Origin of the sequence: Agromyces albus (assembly GCF_030815405.1) — a bacterium.
Taxonomy (GTDB): domain Bacteria; phylum Actinomycetota; class Actinomycetes; order Actinomycetales; family Microbacteriaceae; genus Agromyces; species Agromyces albus_A.
Map to the genome: position 1 here is coordinate 1759744 of NZ_JAUSWX010000001.1, position 23683 is coordinate 1783426.

General features: G+C 69.8%; 20 protein-coding genes. 7 read left to right on the forward strand and 13 right to left on the reverse strand.

The genetic code is table 11. The features are described from left to right. Positions 1–299: 299 nt before the first annotated feature. From nadD to rplU, 7 genes are all read right to left on the reverse strand, one after another. On the reverse strand, positions 300–902 hold the full coding sequence (gene nadD, locus QFZ29_RS08290; protein ID WP_306893691.1) for a nicotinate-nucleotide adenylyltransferase: 603 nt from the start codon (positions 900–902) through the stop codon (positions 300–302). Positions 903–914: 12 nt separating this feature from the next. Further along, complete coding sequence (locus QFZ29_RS08295; protein WP_306893692.1) at positions 915–1121, reverse strand: hypothetical protein; 207 nt, start codon at positions 1119–1121, stop codon at positions 915–917. 51 nt (positions 1122–1172) lie between these two features. After that, on the reverse strand, positions 1173–2441 hold the full coding sequence (locus QFZ29_RS08300) for a glutamate-5-semialdehyde dehydrogenase (protein ID WP_306893693.1): 1269 nt from the start codon (positions 2439–2441) through the stop codon (positions 1173–1175). A 9-nt stretch (positions 2442–2450) separates the two neighbouring features. Further along, positions 2451–3269 (reverse strand): glutamate 5-kinase, encoded by an 819-nt coding sequence (proB, locus tag QFZ29_RS08305; RefSeq protein ID WP_129521797.1) that lies wholly within the window; start codon positions 3267–3269, stop codon positions 2451–2453. After that, a complete protein-coding gene (obgE, locus tag QFZ29_RS08310) occupies positions 3266–4852 on the reverse strand; it encodes a GTPase ObgE (protein ID WP_306893694.1) in 1587 nt (528 codons plus the stop codon). Before obgE ends, proB begins: the two co-directional genes overlap by 4 nt. Before the next feature lie 74 nt (positions 4853–4926). Continuing rightward, a complete protein-coding gene (rpmA, locus tag QFZ29_RS08315; protein WP_129521795.1) occupies positions 4927–5184 on the reverse strand; it encodes a 50S ribosomal protein L27 in 258 nt (85 codons plus the stop codon). 21 nt (positions 5185–5205) lie between these two features. Further along, positions 5206–5514 carry a 50S ribosomal protein L21 gene (gene rplU / locus QFZ29_RS08320; protein ID WP_129521794.1) on the reverse strand — a complete coding sequence of 103 codons (309 nt, stop codon included), beginning with the start codon at positions 5512–5514 and terminating at the stop codon, positions 5206–5208. A 215-nt stretch (positions 5515–5729) separates the two neighbouring features. Between rplU and QFZ29_RS08325 the strand changes: the two genes are divergently transcribed. Next, positions 5730–6026 (forward strand): DUF4031 domain-containing protein, encoded by a 297-nt coding sequence (locus tag QFZ29_RS08325; RefSeq protein WP_306893695.1) that lies wholly within the window; start codon positions 5730–5732, stop codon positions 6024–6026. Here QFZ29_RS08325 and QFZ29_RS08330 read toward each other — a convergent pair. Next, the gene (locus QFZ29_RS08330) at positions 6009–8627 is read right to left on the reverse strand and encodes an Rne/Rng family ribonuclease (RefSeq protein WP_306893696.1); all 2619 of its coding nucleotides are present in this window, start codon (positions 8625–8627) and stop codon (positions 6009–6011) included. The two genes, QFZ29_RS08325 and QFZ29_RS08330, sit on opposite strands and share 18 nt — an antisense overlap. 275 nt (positions 8628–8902) lie before the next feature. On the opposite strand from QFZ29_RS08330, the gene QFZ29_RS08335 reads away from it, so the two are divergent. After that, complete coding sequence (locus QFZ29_RS08335; protein ID WP_306893697.1) at positions 8903–9529, forward strand: vitamin K epoxide reductase family protein; 627 nt, start codon at positions 8903–8905, stop codon at positions 9527–9529. Between the two features lie 48 nt (positions 9530–9577). Here QFZ29_RS08335 and ndk read toward each other — a convergent pair whose 3' ends face one another. The 5 genes from ndk to QFZ29_RS08360 all read right to left on the reverse strand — a co-directional run bounded on the left by ndk (position 9578) and on the right by QFZ29_RS08360 (position 15696). Further along, positions 9578–10000 (reverse strand): nucleoside-diphosphate kinase, encoded by a 423-nt coding sequence (ndk, locus tag QFZ29_RS08340; protein ID WP_129521790.1) that lies wholly within the window; start codon positions 9998–10000, stop codon positions 9578–9580. Further along, positions 9997–10398 carry a DUF4233 domain-containing protein gene (locus QFZ29_RS08345; RefSeq protein ID WP_306893698.1) on the reverse strand — a complete coding sequence of 134 codons (402 nt, stop codon included), beginning with the start codon at positions 10396–10398 and terminating at the stop codon, positions 9997–9999. The genes ndk and QFZ29_RS08345 overlap by 4 nt, the downstream gene beginning before the upstream one ends. Beyond that, positions 10395–11774, reverse strand: a complete 1380-nt coding sequence (locus tag QFZ29_RS08350; RefSeq protein ID WP_306893699.1) for a bifunctional folylpolyglutamate synthase/dihydrofolate synthase — start codon at positions 11772–11774, stop codon at positions 10395–10397. Before QFZ29_RS08350 ends, QFZ29_RS08345 begins: the two co-directional genes overlap by 4 nt. Beyond that, positions 11771–15076: an isoleucine--tRNA ligase gene (ileS, locus tag QFZ29_RS08355; RefSeq protein ID WP_306893700.1), complete on the reverse strand. Its 3306-nt coding sequence runs from the start codon at positions 15074–15076 to the stop codon at positions 11771–11773. Before ileS ends, QFZ29_RS08350 begins: the two co-directional genes overlap by 4 nt. Positions 15077–15300: 224 nt before the next feature. Then, entirely contained in the window at positions 15301–15696 is a 396-nt protein-coding gene (locus QFZ29_RS08360; protein ID WP_306893701.1) for a GntR family transcriptional regulator, read from the reverse strand. Positions 15697–15825: 129 nt separating this feature from the next. Here QFZ29_RS08360 and QFZ29_RS08365 point away from each other — a divergent pair, with 129 nt between their 5' ends. The 5 genes from QFZ29_RS08365 (at position 15826) to valS (ending at position 23679) form a co-directional block, all read left to right on the forward strand. Then, positions 15826–17484 carry an ABC transporter substrate-binding protein gene (locus QFZ29_RS08365; protein ID WP_373426197.1) on the forward strand — a complete coding sequence of 553 codons (1659 nt, stop codon included), beginning with the start codon at positions 15826–15828 and terminating at the stop codon, positions 17482–17484. Then, positions 17462–18445 (forward strand): ABC transporter permease, encoded by a 984-nt coding sequence (locus tag QFZ29_RS08370; RefSeq protein ID WP_306893702.1) that lies wholly within the window; start codon positions 17462–17464, stop codon positions 18443–18445. The genes QFZ29_RS08365 and QFZ29_RS08370 overlap by 23 nt, the downstream gene beginning before the upstream one ends. Beyond that, positions 18442–19317 carry an ABC transporter permease gene (locus tag QFZ29_RS08375; protein ID WP_306893703.1) on the forward strand — a complete coding sequence of 292 codons (876 nt, stop codon included), beginning with the start codon at positions 18442–18444 and terminating at the stop codon, positions 19315–19317. Before QFZ29_RS08370 ends, QFZ29_RS08375 begins: the two co-directional genes overlap by 4 nt. Continuing rightward, positions 19314–20969, forward strand: coding sequence for a dipeptide ABC transporter ATP-binding protein (locus QFZ29_RS08380; RefSeq protein WP_306893704.1), 1656 nt, complete (start codon positions 19314–19316; stop codon positions 20967–20969). The genes QFZ29_RS08375 and QFZ29_RS08380 overlap by 4 nt, the downstream gene beginning before the upstream one ends. 127 nt (positions 20970–21096) lie before the next feature. Next, positions 21097–23679 carry a valine--tRNA ligase gene (valS, locus tag QFZ29_RS08385; protein ID WP_306893705.1) on the forward strand — a complete coding sequence of 861 codons (2583 nt, stop codon included), beginning with the start codon at positions 21097–21099 and terminating at the stop codon, positions 23677–23679. Positions 23680–23683: the final 4 nt, after the last annotated feature.

Sequence of the window (23683 nt, forward strand, 5' to 3'; positions counted from 1 at the left end):
CCTTGGGGCGAACGGATTCTGCTGCGGCGGTGCGGCCAGGGTTCCCCCGAACGGCGACGGCTGCTGGCCGGACCCTCCTGCGGGGCGCGGCGCTGCAAAGACCGGTGCGGGAGCCGGGTTCTGTGGCGGCGCGGGCGGTGCGGCCGGCTGCGGCGGGACGGCCCGAACGGGCTGATCGGCCTGCTGATCGCGCGGAGCGGGGGGTGCGGCATCCGGGGTCGTCGAAGGCGCCTGCTGCTCTCGCAGGCGCTCACGCTCACGAGCCTCGCGGCGCGTGAGCGGTGGTTCCTGTGACGACGTCATTCGACACTCCGATAGAGGTGGTGCTTGGAGATGTACTGGACGACCCCATCGGGCACCAAGTACCACACCGGGAATCCCCGGCGCACCCTGTCCCGGCAGTCGGTTGACGAGATCGCAAGTGCCGGAACCTCCAACAAGCTTACGTCTTGCTCTGGCAAACCCGAAACGGAGAGCACATGTCCCGGGCGACTCACAGCCACGAAGTGCGCGAGCTCCCAGAGTTCGCCGACGTTCTTCCAGGAGAGGATCTGGGCGATCGCGTCGGCACCGGTGATGAAGTACAGGTCGGCGTCGGGGCGCTGGCTCCTGATGTCGTGGAGCGTGTCGATCGTGAACGTCGGCTTCGGACGATCGATGTCGACGCGGCTCACGGTGAACCGCGGGTTCGACGCCGTTGCGATGACGGTCATGAGATAACGGTGCTCGGCTTGCGTGACGTCGGATTTGTAGCTCGGCTGGCCGGTGGGCACGAACACGACCTCATCGAGCTCGAGGTGCTGAGCGACCTCGCTCGCGGCCACGAGGTGCCCGTGGTGGATGGGATCGAAGGTGCCACCCATCACACCGACCCGTGGTCGGCGTTCCTCGCCCGTGATCACGCGACCGCCCGCTCAGTGACCGCCGTGCTCGTCTCCTGAGTGGCGGGCAGCATAGGCTGCCGATTTGCTGCTGTGGCGGTTGGCCACGTCGCGGTACGACGCGACGATCATGGCGAGCACGGCGAAGATGACGAGCGCGATGAGACCGTAGACCCACGAGTCGATCGGCAGTTCCCTGGCGTGCACCGTCTCGGTCAGCACTGCGGTCACGAGGCTCATTCGCCGTTCCTTTCGAATCCTGCGGGTGTCGCTCCGGACAGTCTAGCGAGGTCAGGCACGCACATGCCCGGCGCCGCGCACGATCCACTTCGTGCTCGTGAGCTCGGGCAGTCCCATGGGGCCCCGTGCATGCAGCTTCTGCGTCGAGATGCCGACCTCGGCACCGAAGCCGAACTCCGCACCGTCGGTGAAGCGAGTCGAGGCGTTCACCATGACGGCCGCGGCATCCACCTCGTTCAGGAAGCGTTCCGCGTTGCCGAGGTCGTTCGTCACGATCGACTCGGTGTGCTTCGTCGAGTAGCGACGGATGTGCCGCAGCGCGTCGTCGATCGAGTCGACGACGCCGACGGACAGGTCGAGGCTCATGTGCTCGGTGGCCCAGTCCTCGTCGGTGACGGGCAGCGCCTCGGGCCGGAGTGCCCGCACCCGCTCGTCGGCATGGATCGTGACACCGGATGCCTCGAGCCGGTCGAGCACCGCGGGCAGCAGCCGCGCAGCCGCCGCCTCGTGCACGAGCAGGGTCTCGAGGGCATTGCAGACGCTCGGTCGTTGCACCTTCGCGTTGTGTACGAGCTCGACGGCCCAGTCTTCCCGCGCGCTCTCATCGAGGAACATGTGCACGACCCCGGCGCCCGTCTCGATGACCGGCACTCGCGCTTCGTCGACGACGGCACGGATGAGGCCGGCGCTCCCACGTGGAATGAGCACGTCGACGTAGTCGCGGGCCTGCATGAGATGGCGAGCACCGGCGCGGCCGAAGTCATCGACGGTCTGCACGGCGTCGGCCGGAAGACCGGCCGCGTCGAGCGCGTCGCGCAGTGCTGCGACGAGCACGCGGTTCGTCTGCTCTGCCGCGCTGCCGCCGCGGAGCACGACGGCATTGCCGCTCTTCAGCGCGAGCACGGCGATGTCGACGGTCACGTTCGGTCGTGCCTCGTAGATCGCACCGACGACGCCGAGCGGCACGCGCACCTGGTCGATGCGGATGCCGTTCGGGAGCGATCGGCCGCTCACGGTCTCGCCGATCGGATCGGTGAGCGCGATGACTTCGAGCACCGCCTCGGCGAGTGCGTCGACCCGCCGCTCGTCGAGCTCGAGGCGGTCGAGGAGCCCGGCGGCGAGGCCGGCTTCGCGGCCCGCGGCGAGGTCGAGCGCGTTCGCGGCGACGATGTCGGCCGACCGCTCCCGGAGGATGGCGGCAACCTGTTCGAGGGCGGCATCCTTCTCGGCCGTCGTCGCCTGCGCGAGCCGGAATGACGCGTCTTTCGCGGCAGCGAGCCGCACGTCGATCAGGCTCGTGTCGACTTCATGGTGCTCCATGGAATCAGCCTAGGCGAGCGCCGGTTCGCCATCGGCCGTGTGACGTTCGGGGGCGGGCTCGAACCACGTGCCGACCTCGCGTCCGGCCAGCGCGTCGGCGACGAGGCTCGTCGCCGTGATCAGCACGGCGGCACCGGCCTCGGCCGCGATGCGCGCCGCCGACACCTTGGTCTCCGCTCCCCCGGTGCCGACGCCGGCGCGTCCGACCGAACCGATCTCGACGCCCGTGAGGGCGTCGCCGAACGGCACGTGCTCGATGCGCTTCGCCCCGTCGAGGTGCGGCGGCTTCGTGTACAGCGCGTCGACGTCGGAGAGCAGCACGAGCAGGTCGGCGCCGATCAGCTCCGCGACGAGGGCCGCGAGCCGGTCGTTGTCGCCGAACCGGATCTCATGGGTCGCGACGGTGTCGTTCTCGTTCACGATCGGCAGGATCTTCAGCGCGAGCAGCCGGTCCATCGCGCGCTGCGCGTTCGAGCGCGGCGTTGGGTTCTCGAGATCGCCCGCGGTGAGGAGCACCTGCCCCGCGACGATGCCGTAGCGGTCGAGCGAGTCCTGGTAGCGGAAGACGAGCAGGTTCTGCCCGACGGATGCCGCGGCCTGCTGGGTCGCGAGATCGGTGGGTCGCTCGTCGAGCTTGAGATAGGGCATGCCGGTCGCGATGGCCCCGGAGGAGACGAGCACGACCTCGATGCCGCGCTCATGTGCGGCGGCGAGCGCGTCGACGAGGGGCGCGATCTGGCCGGCGTTGTCTCCGCTGATCGAGGAGGAGCCGACCTTCACGACGATGCGGGTGGCGTGTGGGATCTCCGTGCGCCGCCGGGGTGTCACCGTTGGCCCTCCTCGCCCGCACCCTCCTGAGCGGAGACAGCGGCGTTCGACGGCTCGCCCTCGACAACGGGCTCGCCCTCGGCATCCGACTCCGACCACATGCCGGCCGCGCGCTCGCGCTCGAGCTCGGCTCGAGCCTCGGCCTTCGCGTCCATGCGCTCGTGGTAGTCGCTGCGGCGCTCGTTGCGCGTGGCACGTCGTTGCTCGTCGAGACGGAGGTCGGAACCGCGCGGGGCCGTGATGAGCTCGGCGGTGGACGTGAGCGTCGGCTCCCAGTCGAAGACGACTCCGGCACCGGGGCCGATGACGACAGCCGAACCGGCAGTCGCTCCGGCGCGCACGAGCGCATCTTCGATGCCGAGTCGTGCAAGGCGGTCGGCGAGGTAGCCGACGGCCTCGTCGTTCGTGAAGTCGGTCTGCGCGACCCATCGCTCGGGCTTCGAGCCGAGCACCCGGTACAGGGTGCCGTAGCTGCCGCCTTCGGCGCGCACCGTGAATCCGGCGTCGTCGACGCTCCTCGGGCGCATGACGATGCGCGGTGCAGCGGGGGCTTCGGCCGCCTCGCGTCGCGCGTTCTCGACGACCTCGCCGAGCGCGAACCCGAGTTGACGCAATCCTTCGTGGCTCACCGTGGAGATCTCGAACACGCGGTAGCCGCGCGCCTCGAACTCGGGCCGCACGAACGCGGCGAGCTCGCGTGCCTCAGGCACGTCGATCTTGTTCAGCGCGATCAACTGCGGCCGCTCGAGCAGCGGCACCTGGCCCTCGGGCACGGGATACGCGCCGAGCTCGCCGAGGATCACGTCGAGGTCGCTCATCGGGTCGCGGCCCGGCTCGAGCGTCGCGCAGTCGATGACGTGCAGCAGGGCCGAGCAGCGCTCGACGTGGCGCAGGAACTCGAGCCCGAGGCCCTTGCCCTCGCTCGCGCCCTCGATGAGGCCCGGAACATCGGCGACGGTGAACCGGCTCTCGCCGGCCTGCACGACGCCGAGGTTCGGATGCAGCGTCGTGAACGGGTAGTCGGCGATCTTGGGGCGCGCCGCCGACAGCGCGGCGATGAGGCTCGACTTGCCGGCCGAGGGGAAGCCGACGAGCGCGACATCCGCGATCGTCTTCAGCTCGAGGATGACCTCGCCCTCGAACCCGGGCGTGCCGAGCAGCGCGAAGCCGGGAGCCTTCCGCTTCGTCGACGAGAGCGCGGCATTGCCGAGACCACCCTGGCCGCCGGGCGCGACGACGAATCGCATGCCGGGCTCAGCGAGGTCGGCGAGCTCCTCGCCGTCGTGGTCCTTCACGACGGTGCCGACGGGCACCGGCAGCTCGAGCGTCTCGCCGGCCGCGCCGGAACGGTGGTCGCCCATGCCGGGTCCGCCGTTCTCCGATGAACGGTGCGGACGGCGGTGGAAGCCGAGCAGGGTGGTGACGTTCGGGTCGGCGATGAGCACGATGTCGCCACCGTTGCCGCCATTGCCGCCGTCAGGGCCCGCGAGGGGCTTGAACTTCTCGCGGCGTACTGAGACGCACCCGTTCCCACCGTGACCGGCACGCACGAACAGTGTCACCTCGTCGACGAAGCTGACCATGTGCTGCATCCTCCTCACGGATGAAAACGCGTGAGGGCGAGCCGAAGCCCGCCCTCACAGAATCGTTCGGTCGACTATTCGCCGGCCGCCACGATGTTGACGACCTTGCGGCCACCCTTCTTGCCGAACTGGACCGCACCGGCCTCGAGTGCGAAGAGCGTGTCGTCGCCACCGCGACCGACGCCTGCACCGGGGTGGAAGTGCGTGCCGCGCTGGCGGACGAGAATCTCGCCCGCGCCGACGACCTGGCCGCCGAAGCGCTTCACGCCGAGGCGCTGGGCGTTCGAGTCACGACCGTTGCGAGTGGAGCTCGCTCCCTTTTTGTGTGCCATGTCTGATTCTCCTTGCGGCCGCTACTTGATGCCGGTGACCTTGACGCGCGTGAGCTCCTGACGGTGCCCCTGGCGCTTCTTGTACCCGGTCTTGTTCTTGAACTTCTGAATCACGATCTTCGGACCGCGGAGGTCGTTGAGGACTTCGGCGGTAACCGTGACCTTGGCAAGCGACTCGGCGTCGGAGGTGATCTTCTCGCCGTCGACGAGGAGGACCGCGGCGAGTGAGACGTTGCCGTCCTTGTCTGCCTTGATACGGTCCATCGTCACGATGGTGCCGACTTCGACCTTCTCCTGCCGACCGCCGGCGCGCACTACTGCGTAAACCACTACTCGTACCTATCTCTGGGGAGCCGGAGCTCCGGCTGCTGATGGGATGTCACTGCGCGGGACCCCAGCGGGGAGGAGGGTCGTCACTGCCAGAAAACTGTGCGGGCACACCGTGATAAGCGGTGGCACCAACGGTCGAGTTTATCCGATCAGGGGTGGCCGGTCAAACGCGCGACTTACGGCGCGTCGCGGACCCTCCCGCGTAGGATCGGCGCATGACCGTGCTCATCGATACGCCACTGTGGCCCAAGCACGGCACCGTGTGGGCGCACCTCGTGAGCGACGCCTCGATCGAGGAGCTCCAGGCCTTCGCCCGCCGCGTCGGGCTGCCGCCGCGTTCGTTCGACCTCGACCACTTCGACGTGCCCGTCGAGCGGTACGACGAGCTCGTCGCGGCCGGCGCAGAGCCGGTCTCGCCGCGCGAGCTCGTCGCCCGGCTCCGCCGCAGCGGGCTGCGGGTCACGCCGCGTGAACGGCGTGCCCGCGCGTCGGGATCAGTCGTCGACGGATGACTCGGAGGCATCGGAGCCGTCGGCGCGCGTGATCACGGGCGCCCCACCGGCACCGCTGAGCGCCGCAGTCGACACGCGACGGCTGCGTGCGCGACCCTCGCCCGCCTTCTTCGGAGCAGGCAGCGCGTCGAGCACCGAATCGAGCAGCACCTCGGCCTCGGGCGCTCGCGCGGGACGCTTGCGCTCCACCGGCGGCACCGGAAGATCGAGCAGCTGCACGCTGTCGCGAGCAGTGTCGTCGACCGGCACGGTCGCGGTCGAGCCGGTCGGCTCGGCGGCGGGAGCGGACTCCGCAGCGCCCTGCTCTTGCGTCACCCGGCGGTGACGGCTGCGGCGACCGCCCGCGGTCCTCCCTGTCGATGCCGCAGGGGCGCCATCGGACTCGTCAGCCGACCGCGTCGTGCTCACGGCATTCGATGCCGCGGTCTCGGGCTTCTGCTCGGCGTGCACGATCGTCGACGCCGCGATCTGCGCGAGCGCATGCTTCACATCGTCGGTGATCGCGTGGGTGCCCGTCTGCGCCTTGGGCTCGTCGGGCTGCTGGGCCGCCTGCGACGGCGCACCGCCGCGACCACGACGCCGCTCGGGCTGCTGTTGTTGCTGTTGCTGCTGGCGGTGCTTCACGACCGGCTCGTGGTGCACGATGATGCCGCGACCGGCGCAGACCTCGCACGGCTCGCTGAACGACTCGAGCAGGCCGAGGCCCAGTTTCTTGCGGGTCATCTGCACGAGGCCGAGGGACGTCACCTCGGCCACCTGGTGCTTTGTGCGGTCGCGGGAGAGGCACTCCACGAGCCGGCGCAGCACGAGGTCGCGGTTCGACTCGAGCACCATGTCGATGAAGTCGACGACGATGATGCCGCCGATGTCACGCAGGCGCAATTGGCGCACGATCTCCTCGGCCGCCTCGAGGTTGTTCTTCGTCACCGTCTCTTCGAGGTTGCCCCCCGAGCCGACGAACTTGCCCGTGTTGACGTCGATGACGGTCATGGCCTCGGTGCGATCGATCACGAGCGAGCCGCCCGACGGCAACCAGACCTTGCGGTCGAGCGCCTTCTCGATCTGCTCTGAGATGCGGAACTCGTCGAACGCGTCGCGCTCGCCCTCGTAGGGCTGGATTCGCTCGAGCAGGTCGGGGGCGACCTGGCGCACATAGGACTCGATCGTCTGCCGCGCCTCGTCGCCGGCGATGACCATCTGTTGGAAGTCCTCGTTGTAGACGTCGCGCACGATCTTGATGAGCAGGTCGGGCTCGGAGTGCAGCAGCGCGGGCGCCTGCACCTTCTCGAGCTGGCTCGAGATGTCGGCCCATTGCGCGATGAGACGGTTCACGTCGAGCGTCAGCTGCTCCTCGGTGGCACCTTCGGCCGCGGTGCGCACGATGACGCCGACGTTGTCGGGAAGCACCTCTTTCAGGATCTTCTTCAAGCGAGCGCGCTCGGTGTCGGGAAGCTTGCGGCTGATGCCGTTCATCGACCCGTTCGGCACGTACACGAGGTAACGGCCCGGCAGCGACACCTGGCTCGTGAGCCGGGCGCCCTTGTGGCCGATCGGGTCCTTCGTCACCTGCACGAGCACGCGATCGCCGGGCTTCAGAGCCAGCTCGATGCGTCGCGGCTGGTTCGCATGGCCGTTCTCGGCGGCGGCATCCCAGTCGACCTCGCCGGAGTACAGCACGGCGTTCCGGCCGCGGCCGATGTCGACGAACGCGGCCTCCATGCTCGGCAGCACGTTCTGCACGCGACCGAGGTAGACGTTGCCGATGAGCGAGGAGTCCTGATTGCGCGCGACGTAGTGCTCGACGAGTACCCCGTCTTCGAGCACGCCGATCTGGATGCGTCCGGCCTTCGAGCGCACGACCATCTTGCGGTCGACGGACTCCCGGCGGGCGAGGAACTCGGCCTCGGTGATCACGGTCCGGCGGCGGCCGGCATCGCGACCATCACGACGGCGCTGCTTCTTCGCCTCGAGTCGCGTGGAGCCCTTGACCTTCTGCGGCTCGGTGATGAGCTCGGGCTCGCGGGGCTTGCGCACCTTGACGACCGTGTTGGCCGACTCATCGCCGGTGGCGCGACCCTCTTCGCCGCTTCGGCGGCGAGTGCGGCGGCGCACGCTCGACGGCTCGTCGCCCTCGGGCGAGCCACCGCGTTCAGGCCGTTCGCCGCGCTCGGGTCGCTCGCCACGCGCCTGCGGCTCTTCGCCCTCGGGCGTGACGAGCACGGGCGGGGCGTGGAAGATCAGGGACGTCGTCGAGAGCACGGCCGGAATCGGCGAGCGCTTGGCGCGAGCCGGTACATCATCGGTGTCGGATGTCGCGACCTCGTCGCTCACCGCGACCGCAGTGATGGGCCCCGCCGTCGTGTCGTCGCCTCCGGCTGCGGTCGCGCGCTCGAGCACGGGCGCCGTCTGCACGGCCTCCGGTGCCGCAGTATCGATCACCTCGGGCGACGCGGGCGCGGGTTCGAGGATCGCGGCAGGCCGCTGCTCCTGACCCGCGCGGCTCCGAGCCGAACGTCGGGCTCCGAAAAGGCCCCCACGTCGCTTCGGTGCGCCACTGCCGGTTTCGGGTTCGTTGTTGTTCTTCTCGTTGCCTTCCACCATCTCTGGTGCACTCCTACGCCGGTTCCGACGGCCGCGCCGTCGTTCCGTACTCGTCTCGAGCGGTTCTACGCCGTGCGCAGAACCGCCAATCCTTCATTACTGCGACCGGCAGGTTGCCTGTGTCGCCACGTCTCGCGGTGCGTTCGCCCGCCCACTCGGATGCGGTGCATCCTCAAAGCCTTCATTGGCGTCGTGCCGGGCGCGGCCCGGACGACTCATTCGATTATCGCACGGTCTCACAGCATGGTGTGGATACGGCGTGCCATAATCCGAGCATGGCGGACTCTTCCCGGCAGGCTCGGCCCGTCGCCCTGGCGATCCTCCTCGTGATCGCAGGGGCCCTCGGCCTCCTCGCCGCGTTCGAACTGTCGGTCGAGAAGGTGCTCTCGCTCGCCGATGCCGGCCATGTTCCGTCGTGCAATGTCGGCGTTCTCGTCGGATGCAGCGTGAATCTCGACTCCGCCCAGGGAGAGGTGTTCGGGTTCCCGAACCCGTTCATCGGCCTCATGGCGTGGCCGGCGGTGATCTTCGTCGGAGTGGCGGTGCTCGCCGGCGCACGCTTCCCACGCTGGTTCTGGGTCGTCTTCAACCTCGGCGTGGCCGGTGCGCTCGTGTTCGTGGTCTGGCTCATCGCGCAGAGCATCTACGTGCTCTACGTGCTCTGCCCGTGGTGCATGCTCACCTGGGCGGTGACGATCCCAACGTTCTGGGCGGTCACCCTGCACAACCTGCGAGCCGGGAATATTCCCTCATCGGCACGTGTGCAGCGCGTTGCGGCCGCGTGGTTCAAGTGGATCCCGCTCATCACCGTCGTCTGCTACGGCATCGTCGTCGCGCTCGCACAAGTGCACATGAACGCGATCCCGCTCGTGATGATCGACCTGCAGAACCTGTCCCGCTGAGTCGAGGGGCGCCCGCCGGCCGGTTCAACCGGCCGGCCTGGCATCCGCTCAGGTGAACCAGAGGTCGAGTTCGCGCTCGGCCGACTCGGGCGAGTCCGAGCCGTGGATCAGGTTCTGCTGCACGCGCAGGCCCCAATCACGGCCGAAGTCGCCGCGGATCGTGCCGGGGGCCGCGGTCGTCGGGTCGGTCGCCCCCGAGAGCGAGCGGATTCCCTCGATCACCCGGTTGCCGGCGACGCGCATGGCGACCACCGGCCCGGACTGCATGAATTCGACGAGCGGCTCGTAGAACGGCTTGCCCTCATGCTCGGCGTAGTGCTTCGCGAGGATCTCGCGGTCGGCCTGGACGAGCCGGATGTCGACGAGGGAATAGCCCTTCGCCTCGATGCGACGGAGGATCTCTCCGGTGAGGTTGCGTGCGACGCCGTCGGGCTTGACGATCACGAGGGTCTCTTCGATCGGGGTGGTCATTCCTGTTCCTTTCCTGGATCGGCTGCAGCCGTCCGTGCTCGGTCGATTCGTGCGCCGACGACCATGCAGTACCACCACATGCCGCCGAACAGTGCCCCGACGACGAACATCGTCGGGTTGAGGAACCCCGCGGCGAGGATCAGCGCCTGGATGAGCCAGCCGAGCGCATACGCCCAGCGGAATCGCAGCAGGCCGATCGTCGCGATGAGCGCGACGATCATGACGCCGCCCGCGAGGAGCGCGACCCAGGCGGGCAGGTCGCCCTCGCCGGCAGGAGCCGCGAGGCCCCAGATGACGAGCGACGCGAGGAAGACGACGATCACCTCGAAGGCGAGCACGATCGACGCGAGGGTCTGCTGCAGGGAGCGCGGCGCCGCGGCGGGTGCGGCCTCGCTCATGCGCGGCCCCATCCGCGGTCGGCGGCGATGGCCATCGCCTCGCCGACGAGGGCGATCGAGCCCGTGACGACGACGGCACGCTTCGGCGCATCGGCCGCCCACCCGCGCGCGTCCTCGAGTGCGTCGTCGATGCGCTCCGCGAACTGCACGCGCTCTGCGCCGACGCGGGCGGCCACGAACGCGGCGAGCTCCGCCGCGGGCAGGGCCCGGTCGGATTCGGGTTCGGTCACGACGAAGATGCCAGCGGTGCCCGCGAGGGCGTCGACGATGCCGGCGGCGTCCTTGTCGGCGAGCACGCCGAACACGAACGCGACCTCGTCGAAGTCGAAGTACTCGTCGAGGGCCGTCACGAGCGCTGCGGCGCCGTGGGGGTTGTGCGCCGCGTCGACGAGCACCGCTGGGTCGGCGGCGATGCTCTGCAGGCGCCCGGGGGATGACGCGGTGCCGAGCCCCTCGTGCACGACCTCGTCAGCGAGCCGCACCGCTCCCCCGCCGATGAACGTCTCGACGGCGGCGACGGCGACGGCCGCGTTCTCGGCCTGGTGGCGCCCGAAGAGCGGCAGCACGACCTCGGTGTACTCCCCTGCCAGGCCCCGGATCGACACGAGCTGGCCGCCCACGGCCACGCGGGAGTCGAGCACGTCGAAGGCGTCTCCTTCGAATGCGAGGCTCGACTCGGTGAACTCGGCGGCTTCCGCGAGCACCGCGCGCGCTGCGTCGGGCTGCTTCGCCGAGACGACGGATGCCGCGGGCTTGATGATGCCCGACTTCGTGCGTGAGATCGCCTCGATCGTCGACCCGAGCCGGCTCTGGTGGTCGAGCGCAATGGGCGTGAACACCGCGACCTGGCCGTCGGCGACGTTCGTCGAGTCCCACTCGCCGCCCATGCCGACCTCGAGCACGACCACGTCGACCGGAGCGTCGGCGAAGCACGCGAACGCGAGCACCGTGAGCACCTCGAAGAACGTGAGCGGCGCGGAATCGGTCGCCTCGAGCTCGGCGTCGACCATCGCGATGAACGGCGCGGTCTCCTCCCAGTTGCGAGCGATCGCCTCATCGGAGATGGGCTCGCCGTCGATGCGGATCCGTTCGGTGAACCGCTCGAGGTGCGGGCTCGTGAGCAGGCCCGTGCGCAGGCCCGACGCACGCAGGAGGCTCTCGATCATGCGGCTCGTCGAGGTCTTGCCGTTCGTGCCCGTGATGTGGATGACGGGCGCCGCGCGGTGCGGGTCGCCGAGCAGTTCGACGGCACGCCGGGTGGGCTGCAGCCGGGGCTCGGGCGAGCCCTCGCCCACTCGTGCGAGCAGCGTCTCGTAGACGGCGTCGGCGGCCTCGCGCTCTTCGCGGTCGAAGGCCTCGGTCTGGTCGTCGGTCATCGCTGCTCCAAGTCGATGAGAAGGGCGGATCCATCGCCGACGGGCTTCGCGGCGACGGCGTTCGCGACATCGGATGCCGCGGCGATGTCGAGTTCCACCGCGAGCGTCTCGCCCGCGATCAGCCCACGGTGCCGGGTCGCCGCCTCGGCGCCGGCGTGATCGAGCGTGAGGCCGAGGCGGATCCGGTCGCCCACGGCGAGCCCGGCTGACTTCCTCGCCTCTTGAACGGCACGCACGACGTCGCGAGCGAGGCCCTCCGCCGCGAGCTCGGGCGTCGTGGAGGTGTCGAGGATGACGAATCCGCCGTCGGCGAGGAGCGCGAGCGCTCGCGACCCGTCGCCCGCGCCACCGGCTTCGAGCACCAGGTCGTACTCGCCGGCCTCGAGGGCGATGCCGCCCGCGACGACGGTGTCGCCGTCGAGCGTCCAGTCGCCGTCGCGCGCGGCCTTGATCGCCTGCTGCACGGTCTTGCCGAGCCGCGGCCCGGCCGCGCGCGCGTTGACGGTGAGCCGCTTCGTGACGCCGTAGGCGCCCGCGCTCGACTCGTCGAGGGCGACGAGGTCGACGGCCTTGACGTTGAGCTCGTCGCGGAGGATGCCCTCGAACGGCGCGAGCGCCGCGGCATCCGTCGTGACGACCGTGAGGCTCGCAAGTGGCAGTCGCACCCGGCGACCGGACTGCTTGCGCAGCGAGAGCGCCGCCGAGCTGATCTCGCGCACGGAATCCATTGCGGCGACGAGCGCCGGATCGGCTGGGAACTCCGCCGCCTCGGGCCAGTCGGTGAGGTGCACGCTGCGCCCGCCGGTGAGTCCCCGCCAGATCTTGTCGGAGACGAGCGGCAGAAGCGGCGCCGCGAGCCGCGTGAGCGTCTCGAGCACGGTGAAGAGCGTGTCGAACGCCTCACGACCGGCGCCGTCAGTGCCGACCCCCGCCCAGAACCGGTCGCGCGAGCGCCGGACGTACCAGTTGGTGAGCACGTCGCCGAAGTCCCGGAGCTTCGCCGCTGCGAGCGGCGAGTCGAAGTCCTCGAGATCGGCTGTGACCGCGGTCACGAGGTCGCCGAGCTTCGCGAGCAGGTACCGGTCGAGCACATCCGGCGAGGAGGTTTGGCGGGATGCCTCGTAGCCACCCTCGCGAGCGGTGTTCGCGTAGAGCGAGAAGAAGTACCACGTGCTCCAGAGCGGCAGCATGAGCTGTCGCACGCCCTCGCGGATGCCCTCCTCGGTGACGATGAGGTTGCCGCCGCGCAGCACCGAGCTCGACATCAGGAACCAGCGCATCGCGTCGGAGCCGTCGCGGTCGAACACCTCGTTGACGTCGGGGTAGTTGCGCAGCGACTTCGACATCTTCTGGCCGTCGTTGCCGAGCACGATGCCGTGGCTCACGACGTTCTTGAACGCGGGGCGGCCGAAGAGCGCCGTGGAGAGCACGTGCAGTGTGTAGAACCATCCGCGAGTCTGCCCGATGTACTCGACGATGAAGTCGGCCGGGTTGTGCGCCTCGAAGAACTCACGGTTCTCGAAGGGGTAGTGCACCTGGGCGAACGGCATCGAGCCCGAGTCGAACCACACGTCGAGCACGTCGGGGATGCGTCGCATCGTCGCGCGGCCGCTCGGGTCGTCGGGGTTCGGACGCGTGAGCTCGTCGATGTAGGGCCGGTGCAAGTCGGGCTCGCCGGCGGCGTTCACCGGGAGCGCGCCGAAGTCGCGCTGGAGCTCGGCGAGCGAGCCGTAGACGTCGACGCGCGGGAACGCGGGATCGTCGCTCTTCCACACCGGGATGGGCGAGCCCCAGTATCGATTGCGGCTGATCGACCAGTCGCGGGCGCCGCCGATCCACTTGCCGAACTGGCCGTCTTTGACGTTGTCGGGCACCCAGTTGATCTGCTGGTTGAGCTCGACCATCGAATAGCGGAATTCGGGCACGCGGATGAACCAGCTCGAGACCGCCTTGTAGATGAGCGGATTGCGGCAGCGCCAGCAGTGCGGGTACGAGTGCTCGTAGCTCGCCTGGCGAAGCAAGCGCCCTTCGGCCTTGAGGATCTGGGTGAGCGGCTTGTTGGCGTCGCTCCAGAGCAGGCCCGCGACATCCGTGACGTCGGGCAGGAACCTGCCGCCCTCATCGAGCGAGATGACCACAGGGATGCCGGAGGCCTCGCCGATCTTCTGGTCTTCTTCACCGTAGGCGGGCGCCAGGTGCACGATGCCGGTGCCGTCTTCGGTCGTGACGTAGTCGGCCACGAGGACGCGCCAGGCACGCTGCAGCCCGAAGTGCTCGACGTCGGCGTAGTACTCGAAGAGGCGGTCGTAGGTGACGTCGGCCAGTTCGGCTCCGCGCACCGTGCGCGACACCGCGGCGCGCGCGTCATCGGCGGCCTCGTAGCCGAGCTCCTTGGCGTAGTTGCCGACGAGATCGAGCGCGAGGAGGTACTCGCCGCCGAGCACCTCGGTGTCGGATGCACCGACCCGCTCGCGGAGTACCGTCGCGTCGGGCGTGCCGTTCGGGCCCGCCGGCACGACCGCGTACTCGATATCGGGGCCGACCGCGAGCGCGAAGTTCGTCGGCAGCGTCCACGGCGTCGTGGTCCAGGCGAGGGCCCGCACGGCCGTGAGCCCGAGCGACTCCGCCTTGGGCCCGGTCAGCGGGAAGGTGACCGTCACCGTCTGGTCTTGACGCATCTTGTAGACGTCGTCGTCCATGCGCAGCTCGTGGTTCGAGAGCGGCGTCTGGTCGCGCCAGCAGTACGGCAGCACCCGGTAGCCCTCGTAGGCGAGGCCCTCGTCGTGCAGGGTCTTGAACGCCCAGATGACGGATTCCATGAAGGTCACGTCGAGCGTCTTGTAGTCGTTCTCGAAGTCCACCCAGCGCGCCTGGCGCGTGACGTACTCCTCCCACTCCTTCGTGTAGCGGAGCACGGCGTCGCGAGCGGCCTGGTTGAACGCCGCGATGCCCATCTCCTCGATCTCGCTCTTGTCGGTGATGCCGAGCTGGCGCTCCGCCTCGAGCTCGGCGGGGAGGCCGTGGGTGTCCCAGCCGAACCGGCGGTGCACCTGGTAGCCGCGCATCGTCTGGAAGCGCGGGAAGAGGTCTTTCGCATAGCCCGTGAGCAGGTGGCCATAGTGCGGGAGGCCGTTGGCGAACGGCGGGCCGTCGTAGAACACCCACTCGCGCGCGCCCTCGCGCTGGTCGACCGAGGCCTGGAAGGTGCCATCGGCCTTCCAGAAGGCCAGCACCTCGCGCTCGACGGCGGGGAAGTCGGGCGACGGGGCGACGCCGTGGTCGTCTGGGGTACGCGGGTACACGCTCGCTCCTTGCGGGGACGGATGCTCACACGAGGACGCCGGCCGCTCGATCGAGCTCCGCCGCGGTACCACCTCGCTTGCCCCGGATGCTCCGGGACCCCTCATTGTCGGCTGTGACGGGCCTGCCCGTTCGGTTCTAGTGACGAGCGGATGCCTCGAGGCATCCGTTCGCGTTCTTCCGAAGACTCCCCGGTGATGGCCGGATCGATGTCGGTCGCCCCAGCTTATCGTGTCGCCGCCGGACGAACCATGCCGTGGGCCGACGGGCTCCACCGGTACGCCTCGCTGATGAGCTCGAGCAGGGCCTGCTCGGGAACGTCGTGCGCCTTCGCCTCGTCGACGAGGTCATGGATGGCGCCCGCGAGGGCGCCGTGGCCGCCGATGCGCACGGCGACCACCGCGCCGCGCCCTCGGTGCAGCTCGATGAGGTGCTCGTCGCGCAGCAGCCGGTAGGCGCGGAGCACGGTGTGCATGTTGACGTCGAGCGAGGACGCGAGCTCGCGCGCCGCCGGAAGGCGTTCGCCTCCCGAGATGCGGCCGTCGATGATCGACGCCCTGATCGCCGAGGCGAGTTGTTCGTAGAGCGGCGTCGATCGAGCCGGGTCGATGCGGATGAGCACGTGTTGAGTCTATTGTTCTATCGAAAGTAGAACAAGTTGCTTGTTGCCCGCGACGCGCGGTGACAGGATGAGTCCGGGCACGCGACGAAGGGCGCCCCGACTTCAATTCCCCCTCCTGCTAGGACCTCGATGCGTGCTGCACCAGTGACCACCCGCCCGAACCGCCGATTCGGCATCCTCGCCATCGGCCTCGCATCGATGATCGCGCTCGCCGGCTGTCAGGCTGCCGAGCCCGGGGCATCCGGCGACCCGGTCTCCGGCGGCACCCTCACCTACGCGAGCGGCGACGCGGAACCCACGTGCCTCGACCCGCACGTCGGCGGCAACTACCCGCAGGCGCTCATCGCCGGCCAGTTCCTCGAGTCGCTCGTCTCGCGCGACGACTCGGGCGAGATCATCCCGTGGCTCGCCGACTCGTGGGAGGTCTCCTCCGACGGCCTCGTCTGGGACTTCACGCTCCGCGACGGCGTGACCTTCACCGACGGCACGCCGTTCGACGCCGAGGCGGTCAAGGCGAACGTCGAGCACCTGCAGGACCCGGCGACGCAATCGTCGACCGGCTACCTCGCGCTCGGCAAGGTCGAGCAGGTCGAGGTCGTCGACGACCTCGAGGCGCGCTTCGTGCTCACCACGCCCGACAGCGCGCTCCTCGAGTCCCTCAGCCAGCCGTGGACCGCCATCCAGTCGCCGGCCGGCATCGCCCGCGGCATGGAGGAGAACTGCCAGGCGCCCGTCGGCACCGGCCCGTTCATCGTCGACGAGTGGGTGAAGCAAGACCACATCTCCCTCGTGCGCAACGACGACTACTCGTCGCCGCCCGCCGATGCCGAGCACGACGGGCCCGCCTACATCGAGGGCATCGAGTGGCGGTTCGTGCCCGACTCGGCCTCGCGCTACGCGGCGCTGCAGGGCGGCCAGGTCGACGTCATCGACAATCCCCAGCCCGACACGATCGCCGCCGCCGAGCAGGGCGACACGTTCACGTGGATCGACGCGCCGCGCCCCGGCGCCTCGAACCGCATCGAGTTGAACTCCGGCCAGGCCCCGTTCGACGACGAGCGCGTGCGTGAGGCGTTCATCCGCGCCGTCGACGTCAACGACGGCATCGACGCGCTCTTCTTCGGCACCGCCGAGCGGTCGTACTCCGCGCTCTCCTCCGTCGAGGCGCTCGCCTACTCCGACGAGTCGCTGTTCGAGACCGATCTCGACCGGGCGAACGAGCTCCTCGACGAAGCCGGTTGGACCGAGCGCGACGCCGAGGGCTACCGCATCAAGGACGGCGCCCGGCTGACGCTCCGCTTCCCGGTGAGCACGAACCAGTCGATCCCCGCAGAGCAGTCGCTGTTCGAGCAGGTGCAGGCCACGGCGAAGGACGCCGGGTTCGAGGTCGTCATCGAGCTTCTCGACCTCTCGGGCTGGTACGGCGCCCTGTTCGCCCACGAGTATGAGATCGTGAGCGCCCCGTACACCAAGGTCGGACCCGACGTGCTGCGCATCGTCTACCACTCCGAGAGCCTCACCCCGGCGCCGAGCGGGTACTTCGCGAACCTCTCCCAGCTGAACGACCCGGATGTCGACGCGTTGCTCACCGAAGCGGCCGCCACGATCGAGCCCGACGCGCGCGCCGAGCTCTACGAGCAGGCACAGCAGCTCATCCTCGGCGGCTACTACCTCCTGCCGCTCTACGACCAGCAGAACAGCTTCCTGCTGAGCACGGAGGTGCAGGGGGCTCGCGCCATCTCCACCGTCTCGACGCCGAGCTTCTATGACGCGTGGCTCGCCGGCTGACCCGCGGAGGCAGCGGCGAGGTCGCACGATCCGCCACGCCGGCCTCCTCGTCGCCGGCGCGGTCTTCGTCATGTGGGCAGTGGCGACCCTCACGTTCTTCGCGATCCGGCTGATCCCAGGCGACCCCGCACAAGCGATCCTCGGGGGCCCCGGCTCGCAGGCCTCGCAAGAGGCGCTCGACCAGGTGCGACGCGACTACGGGCTCGATCAGCCGCTCCTCGTGCAGTACCTCGCGATGCTCGGCCGGCTGCTCAGCGGCGACCTCGGCACGTCGTACGCCCTCAAGGTCCCGGTTGCCGAGCTCCTCGGCGCGCAACTCGGCGGCACGATGCTCCTCGCGCTCCTCTCCCTCGTGCTCGCGTGGATCCTCGCGCTCGGCCTCTCGCTCTGGTCAACGGGACGCGGTCGCATCTCGACGGCCGTCGGGGAGGGCATCGAGCTGACGGCGGCCGCGCTGCCGCACTTCTGGCTCGCCGCGGTGCTCATCGCGATCTTCAGCTCGGGCCTCGGCTGGCTGCCGCCCGTCGCGACCGGCACGCCGGCGGGACTCGTGCTGCCCGTCGTCACGCTCGCGGTGCCGCTCGCCGGCTTCCTCGCCCAGGTGATGCGCGAGAGCCTCCTCGACGCGATGCAGCAGCCCTTCGTCGTCTCCGCGCGAGCGCGCGGCGAGAGCACCACGGGCGTTCGGCTCCGGCACACCGTCCGGCATGCAGCGCTGCCCGGCATCAGCCTTTCGGGCTGGGCACTCGGCTGGCTACTCTCCGGCGCCGTCGTCGTCGAGACGATCTTCGCGATGCCAGGACTCGGCCGCACGCTGCTGCAAGCCGTCACCCTCCGCGACATCCCCGTCGTCACCGGCGTCGTGCTGCTCATCGCGCTCGTCTACGTGCTCATGACGGTGCTCACGGATGTCTCGTCGCGCATCGCCGACCCGAGGCTGCGGCAGGAGGCGAACCGATGAGCGAGCTCGAACTGCGCCAGACGACGGTCGAGGCATCCGCTGAGCATCGTCCGCCGCGTCGCCGCGATCGGCTGCCGCGCGTCGGCACGTTGCTCGCCGCCGCGTTCGTGGTGTTCCTCGTCGCCGCGACGTGTTTCCCGGGGCTCGTCGCCACGCACGACCCGAACCAGATCGCGGCGGCCGAGGCATTCCGGTCGCCGTCGCTCGCGCACTGGTTCGGCACCGACGAATCGGGGCGCGACGTGTACAGCCGAGTCATCGCGGGCACCGGCACGTCCCTGCTCATCGGCGTGACGGCGACGTCCATCGGCCTCGCATTCGGTCTCGCCCTCGGCGTGCTCGCGAGCTTCGGCGGGCGCGCGCTCGACTTCGGCGTCAGCCGGGTCGTCGAGGTGCTCTTCGCGTTCCCCGGCCTGCTGCTCGCGCTCCTCGTGATCGTGATCTACGGGCCGGGCCCGGTCACGGCCACCATCGCCGTCGGGCTCTCGACCGCACCCGGCTACGCCCGCATCATCCGGGGGCAGCTCGTCTCGATCCGTTCGGCGCAGTTCGTCGAGTCGGCTCGCGTGCTCGGGCACTCCTCCGCGCGCATCCTCGCCCGGCACATCGTGCCGAACGCGCTCGTGCCGATCTTCGTGCTCGCCACGCTCGGCATCGGCCAGGCGATCGTGTGGGCGTCCGCACTCAGCTATCTCGGACTCGGGGCGCAGCCGCCGGCCGCCGAGTGGGGCGCGATGCTCGCCGCCGGTCGCACCTACCTCGCCGGCGCCTGGTGGATGACCGTGTTCCCGGGCCTCATGATCGTGGGCACCACAATCGCCACGACCGTGCTCGGTCGAGCGCTCGCCCGGCGGGGCAGGGGGCGATCGTGAGCATCGATCCCGACTCCCCCGTGCTCGACGTCGCCGACCTCCGGGTCGCGTTCGGCGGCACCGAGGTCGTGCGCGGCGTCTCCCTTCGCATCAGCCCGGGCGAATGCGTCGCGATCGTCGGCGAGTCGGGTTCGGGCAAGAGCGTCACCGCGCGCGCCCTCCTCGGCCTCGCCGGCTCGAACGCCAGCACCACGAGCGAGCGGCTGCGCGTGCGGGGTCGCCAGCTGGGGTCGGCGGGCGAGCGGGAGTGGCAGCGGGTACGTGCGCGCGACGTCGGCCTCATCCTGCAGGACGCCCTCGTGTCACTCGACCCGCTCCGTCCCGTCGGCCGCGAGATCGAGGACCCGCTGCGCCTCCATGAGCGGATGCCGCCGGCCGGCCGCCGCGCGAGGGTGCTCGAGCTCCTCCACCGCGTCGGCATGCCGGATCCCGCCTACGCGGCGCGCCAGCGGTCGGGCGAGCTGTCGGGCGGACTGCGCCAGCGCGCGCTCATCGCGGCAGCCATCGCGCTCGATCCGCCCCTGCTCATCGCCGACGAGCCGACGACCGCGCTCGACGTGAGCGTGCAGGCACGGATCCTCGCGCTGCTCGCCCGATTCACGGCGAACGGCACCGGGCTGCTGCTCATCAGCCACGATCTCGCGGTCGTCCACGAGCTCGCCGATCGGATCCTCGTGATGCGCGATGGGACGGTCATCGAGGAGGGCACGGCGGCCGAGGTGCTCGGGGTGCCGCGCACCGCGTACACGCGTGCGCTCATCGCCGCCGTCCCGAGCGGCACGCCGCGTGGGATGCCGCTCAGCGTCGTCGATCGTCCGTTCGCCGCCGCAGCCGAGGCGGCTGCTGCTGCTCCGGATGCGATCACGGCGCCGTCAGCCGCTCTCTACGACGAGCGCCCGCTGCTGGCACTCGACCACGTCACCAAGTCATTCGAGATCGCGGGCGGGCGCTTCACCGCCGTCGACGACGTGTCGCTGAGCGTCCGCCGCGGCGAGACGCTCGGACTCGTCGGCGAATCGGGTTCGGGCAAGACCACCGTCGCGCGACTCGCGCTCGCGCTCACGAAGCCCGACTCCGGCGACGTCGTGCTCGACGGCACCGAGTGGTCACGGCTCCGCGAGGCGGAGCGACGTCCGATGCGCCCACGGATCGGAGCGATCTACCAAGACGCGCTGAGCTCCTTCGATCCGCGATGGAACGTCGGCCGGATCCTCGCCGATGCGGCGTCCGGCACCGAGCGAGGCGCCCCCGCCCCGGGCGTCGCTGCGCTGCTCGAGCAGGTCGGGCTCGCGGCATCCGTCGCCCACCGGCGCCCGCTCACCCTGTCGGGAGGGCAGCGCCAGCGCGTCGCGATCGCTCGCGCGCTCGCCGCGTCGCCCGAAGTGCTGATCTGCGACGAACCGGTCTCGGCCCTCGACGTGACGATCCAGGCGCAGATCCTCGACCTGCTCGACGAGCTCCAGCGCTCGCGCGGACTCGCGTGCCTCTTCATCTCGCACGACCTCGGCGTCGTGCGGCACATGGCCGACCGCGTCGCGGTGATGCAGGGCGGCAGGATCGTCGAGACCGGCGCCGCAGAGCAGGTGTTCGCCCAACCGGCGCACCCGTACACCGCGCAACTCGTCGCCGACTCGCCGCGACTCGTGCACTGACTGCCGAAGAGCTGCCGCGGGTCCCAGATCGCGCCATCGGTGCCCGCGAGGGTCTCCGCTAGGCTGGATCGTCACAATCAGGCACCTCACCACAGACACGGTGCCGCCGATATCGAACCGGAGCATCATGACCGACACCCCGCGCATTCCCGACAAGCCCGCTCTCGAGGGCCTCGAATCCGTCTGGGGAGACGCATGGGAGCGTGAGGGCATCTACCGCTTCGACCGCGAATCGGCGACTCGCGAGCAGATCTACTCCATCGACACTCCCCCGCCCACGGCGTCGGGTTCGCTGCACATCGGCCACGTCTTCTCGTACACGCACACTGACGTCGTCGCGCGGTTCCAGCGCATGCGTGGCAAGAGCGTGTTCTACCCGATGGGCTGGGACGACAACGGCCTGCCCACCGAGCGGCGCGTGCAGAACTACTACGGCGTACGCTGCGACCCGACCCTGCCCTACGTCGCGGGCTTCGTGCCGCCGTTCGAGGGCGGCGACGGCAAGAGCAGCAAGGCCGCCGATCAGGTGCCGATCAGCCGGCGCAACTTCATCGAGCTGTGCGAGCGCCTCACCGTCGAAGACGAACAGCAGTTCGAGGCGGTCTGGCGCATGCTCGGCCTCTCGGTCGACTGGACCCAGACCTACCGCACGATCGGCGACGAGTCGATCTTCGCGTCGCAGCTCGCCTTCGTGCGCAACGTCGAACGCGGCGAGGCCTACCAGGCACTCGCCCCGACGCTCTGGGACGTCACCTTCCGCACCGCCGTCGCCCAGGCCGAGCTCGAAGACCGCGAGCAGCCCGGGCACTACCACCGGGTGACCTTCGGGCGAGCCGACGGCGATGGCATCGAGATCGAGACGAGTCGCCCAGAGCTCATCCCGGCCTGCGTGGCGCTTGTGGCCCACCCCGACGACGAGCGCTACCAGCAGCTCTTCGGCACCACGGTCACGACGCCGGTCTTCGGCGTCGAGGTGCCGATCGTGGCGCACCATCTCGCCCAAAAAGACAAGGGCACCGGCATCGCGATGATCTGCACGTTCGGCGACATCACCGACGTGGTCTGGTGGCGTGAGCTCGAACTGCCGAACCGCGCGATCGTCGGCTTCGACGGTCGCATCATCGCCGACACCCCGGACGCGATCACGTCAGAGGCGGGCCGCGCGGCCTTCGCCGAACTGGCTGGCAAGACCGCCTTCTCCGCTCGCCAGGCCGTGGTCGAGCGCCTCCGCGTTTCGGGCGACCTCCTCGGCGAGCCGAAGGCGATCACCCACCCGGTCAAGTTCTACGAGAAGGGCGACCGGCCGCTCGAGATCGTCTCGACCCGCCAGTGGTACCTCCGCAACGGCGCGCGCGACGAAGAGCTCCGGTCCCGCCTGCTCAGCCACGGGCGAGAGATCGACTGGCGTCCCGACTTCATGCGAGTGCGCTACGAGAACTGGGTGGGCGGCCTCTCCGGCGACTGGCTCGTCTCCCGGCAGCGCTTCTTCGGCGTGCCGATCCCTGTCTGGTACCCGCTCGACGAGGCCGGCGAGCCGCTCTTCGACGAGCCGATCGTCGCGACCCGTGAGATGCTCCCCGTCGATCCGTCGTCGGCAGCGGCTCCCGGCTTCGACGAGGCACAGCGCGGGGTTCCCGGCGGCTTCGTCGGCGAGCACGACGTCATGGACACGTGGGCGACCTCGTCGCTCACCCCGCAGCTGGCGGGCGGGTGGGAGCGCGACCCCGAGCTCTTCGAGCTCGTCTTCCCATACTCGCTGCGCCCGCAGGGTCAAGACATCATCCGCACGTGGCTGTTCTCGACGACGCTTCGCGCCGAGCTCGAGCACGGCGTCGCGCCGTGGTCCAACGCGGCGATCTCGGGATTCATCGTCGACCCCGACCGCAAGAAGATGTCGAAGTCGAAGGGCAACGTCGTCACTCCGGCGGCCCTGCTCGAGCAGCACGGCTCCGACGCGGTGCGCTACTGGGCGGCATCCTCGCGCCTCGGCACCGATGCCGCGTTCGATCCGCAGAACCCGACGCAGGTGAAGATCGGCCGGCGACTGTCGATCAAGGTGCTGAACGCGGCGAAGTTCATCCTGGGCTTCGAGGGATCGGCGGATGCCCCGGTCACCGTGCCCGTCGACCGCAGCATGCTCGCCGAGCTGAGCGACGTCGTCGACCGCGCCACGCGGGCGCTCGACGCCTACGACCACGCTCGCGCGCTCGAGTCCGCCGAGACGTTCTTCTGGACGTTCTGCGACGACTACCTCGAACTCGTGAAAGAGCGCGCCTACGGCGCGCCGAGCCCCGAGCAGGCCTCGGCGGTCGCCGCGCTGAAGACCGCGCTCAGCGTGCTGCTCCGACTCTTCGCCCCGGTCATCCCCTTCGCGACCGAGGAGGCCTGGCGCTGGTCCAACTCGACCTCGGTGCACACCGCTCCCTGGCCGACCGATGATGAACTCGCCGCGCGCGGCGAAGCGGGCGTCGAGCTCCTCGAACTCGCGAGCCTCGCCCTCACGGGCATCCGCCGCGCGAAGACCGATGCCAAGGCATCGCAGAAGACGCCGGTCGTGAGCGCCGCGATCGCGGCGCCCGCCGCGGCGATCGCCCTGCTCGAAGCGGCGGCACCCGACTTGCGGGCCGTGGGACGCATCGCAGAGCTCGACTTCGTCGAGGCCGACGAGTTCCACGTCCGCGACGTCGTCTTCGAGACCATGTCGGAATAGGAGG

Excerpts from the sequence above, each read along its gene's own strand:
- obgE (WP_306893694.1), bottom strand. The coding sequence starts at position 4,852 with ATGGTCAGCTTCGTCGACGAGGTGACACTGTTCGTGCGTGCCGGTCAC.
- QFZ29_RS08325 (WP_306893695.1), top strand. The coding sequence starts at position 5,730 with ATGACCGTGCTCATCGATACGCCACTGTGGCCCAAGCACGGCACCGTG.
- QFZ29_RS08300 (WP_306893693.1), bottom strand. The coding sequence starts at position 2,441 with ATGGAGCACCATGAAGTCGACACGAGCCTGATCGACGTGCGGCTCGCT.
- QFZ29_RS08335 (WP_306893697.1), top strand. The coding sequence starts at position 8,903 with ATGGCGGACTCTTCCCGGCAGGCTCGGCCCGTCGCCCTGGCGATCCTC.
- QFZ29_RS08295 (WP_306893692.1), bottom strand. The coding sequence starts at position 1,121 with ATGAGCCTCGTGACCGCAGTGCTGACCGAGACGGTGCACGCCAGGGAA.
- QFZ29_RS08345 (WP_306893698.1), bottom strand. The coding sequence starts at position 10,398 with ATGAGCGAGGCCGCACCCGCCGCGGCGCCGCGCTCCCTGCAGCAGACC.
- ndk (WP_129521790.1), bottom strand. The coding sequence starts at position 10,000 with ATGACCACCCCGATCGAAGAGACCCTCGTGATCGTCAAGCCCGACGGC.
- QFZ29_RS08370 (WP_306893702.1), top strand. The coding sequence starts at position 17,462 with ATGACGCGTGGCTCGCCGGCTGACCCGCGGAGGCAGCGGCGAGGTCGC.
- QFZ29_RS08350 (WP_306893699.1), bottom strand. The coding sequence starts at position 11,774 with ATGACCGACGACCAGACCGAGGCCTTCGACCGCGAAGAGCGCGAGGCC.
- rpmA (WP_129521795.1), bottom strand. The coding sequence starts at position 5,184 with ATGGCACACAAAAAGGGAGCGAGCTCCACTCGCAACGGTCGTGACTCG.
- QFZ29_RS08330 (WP_306893696.1), bottom strand. The coding sequence starts at position 8,627 with ATGGTGGAAGGCAACGAGAAGAACAACAACGAACCCGAAACCGGCAGT.
- valS (WP_306893705.1), top strand. The coding sequence starts at position 21,097 with ATGACCGACACCCCGCGCATTCCCGACAAGCCCGCTCTCGAGGGCCTC.
- QFZ29_RS08375 (WP_306893703.1), top strand. The coding sequence starts at position 18,442 with ATGAGCGAGCTCGAACTGCGCCAGACGACGGTCGAGGCATCCGCTGAG.
- QFZ29_RS08365 (WP_373426197.1), top strand. The coding sequence starts at position 15,826 with ATGCGTGCTGCACCAGTGACCACCCGCCCGAACCGCCGATTCGGCATC.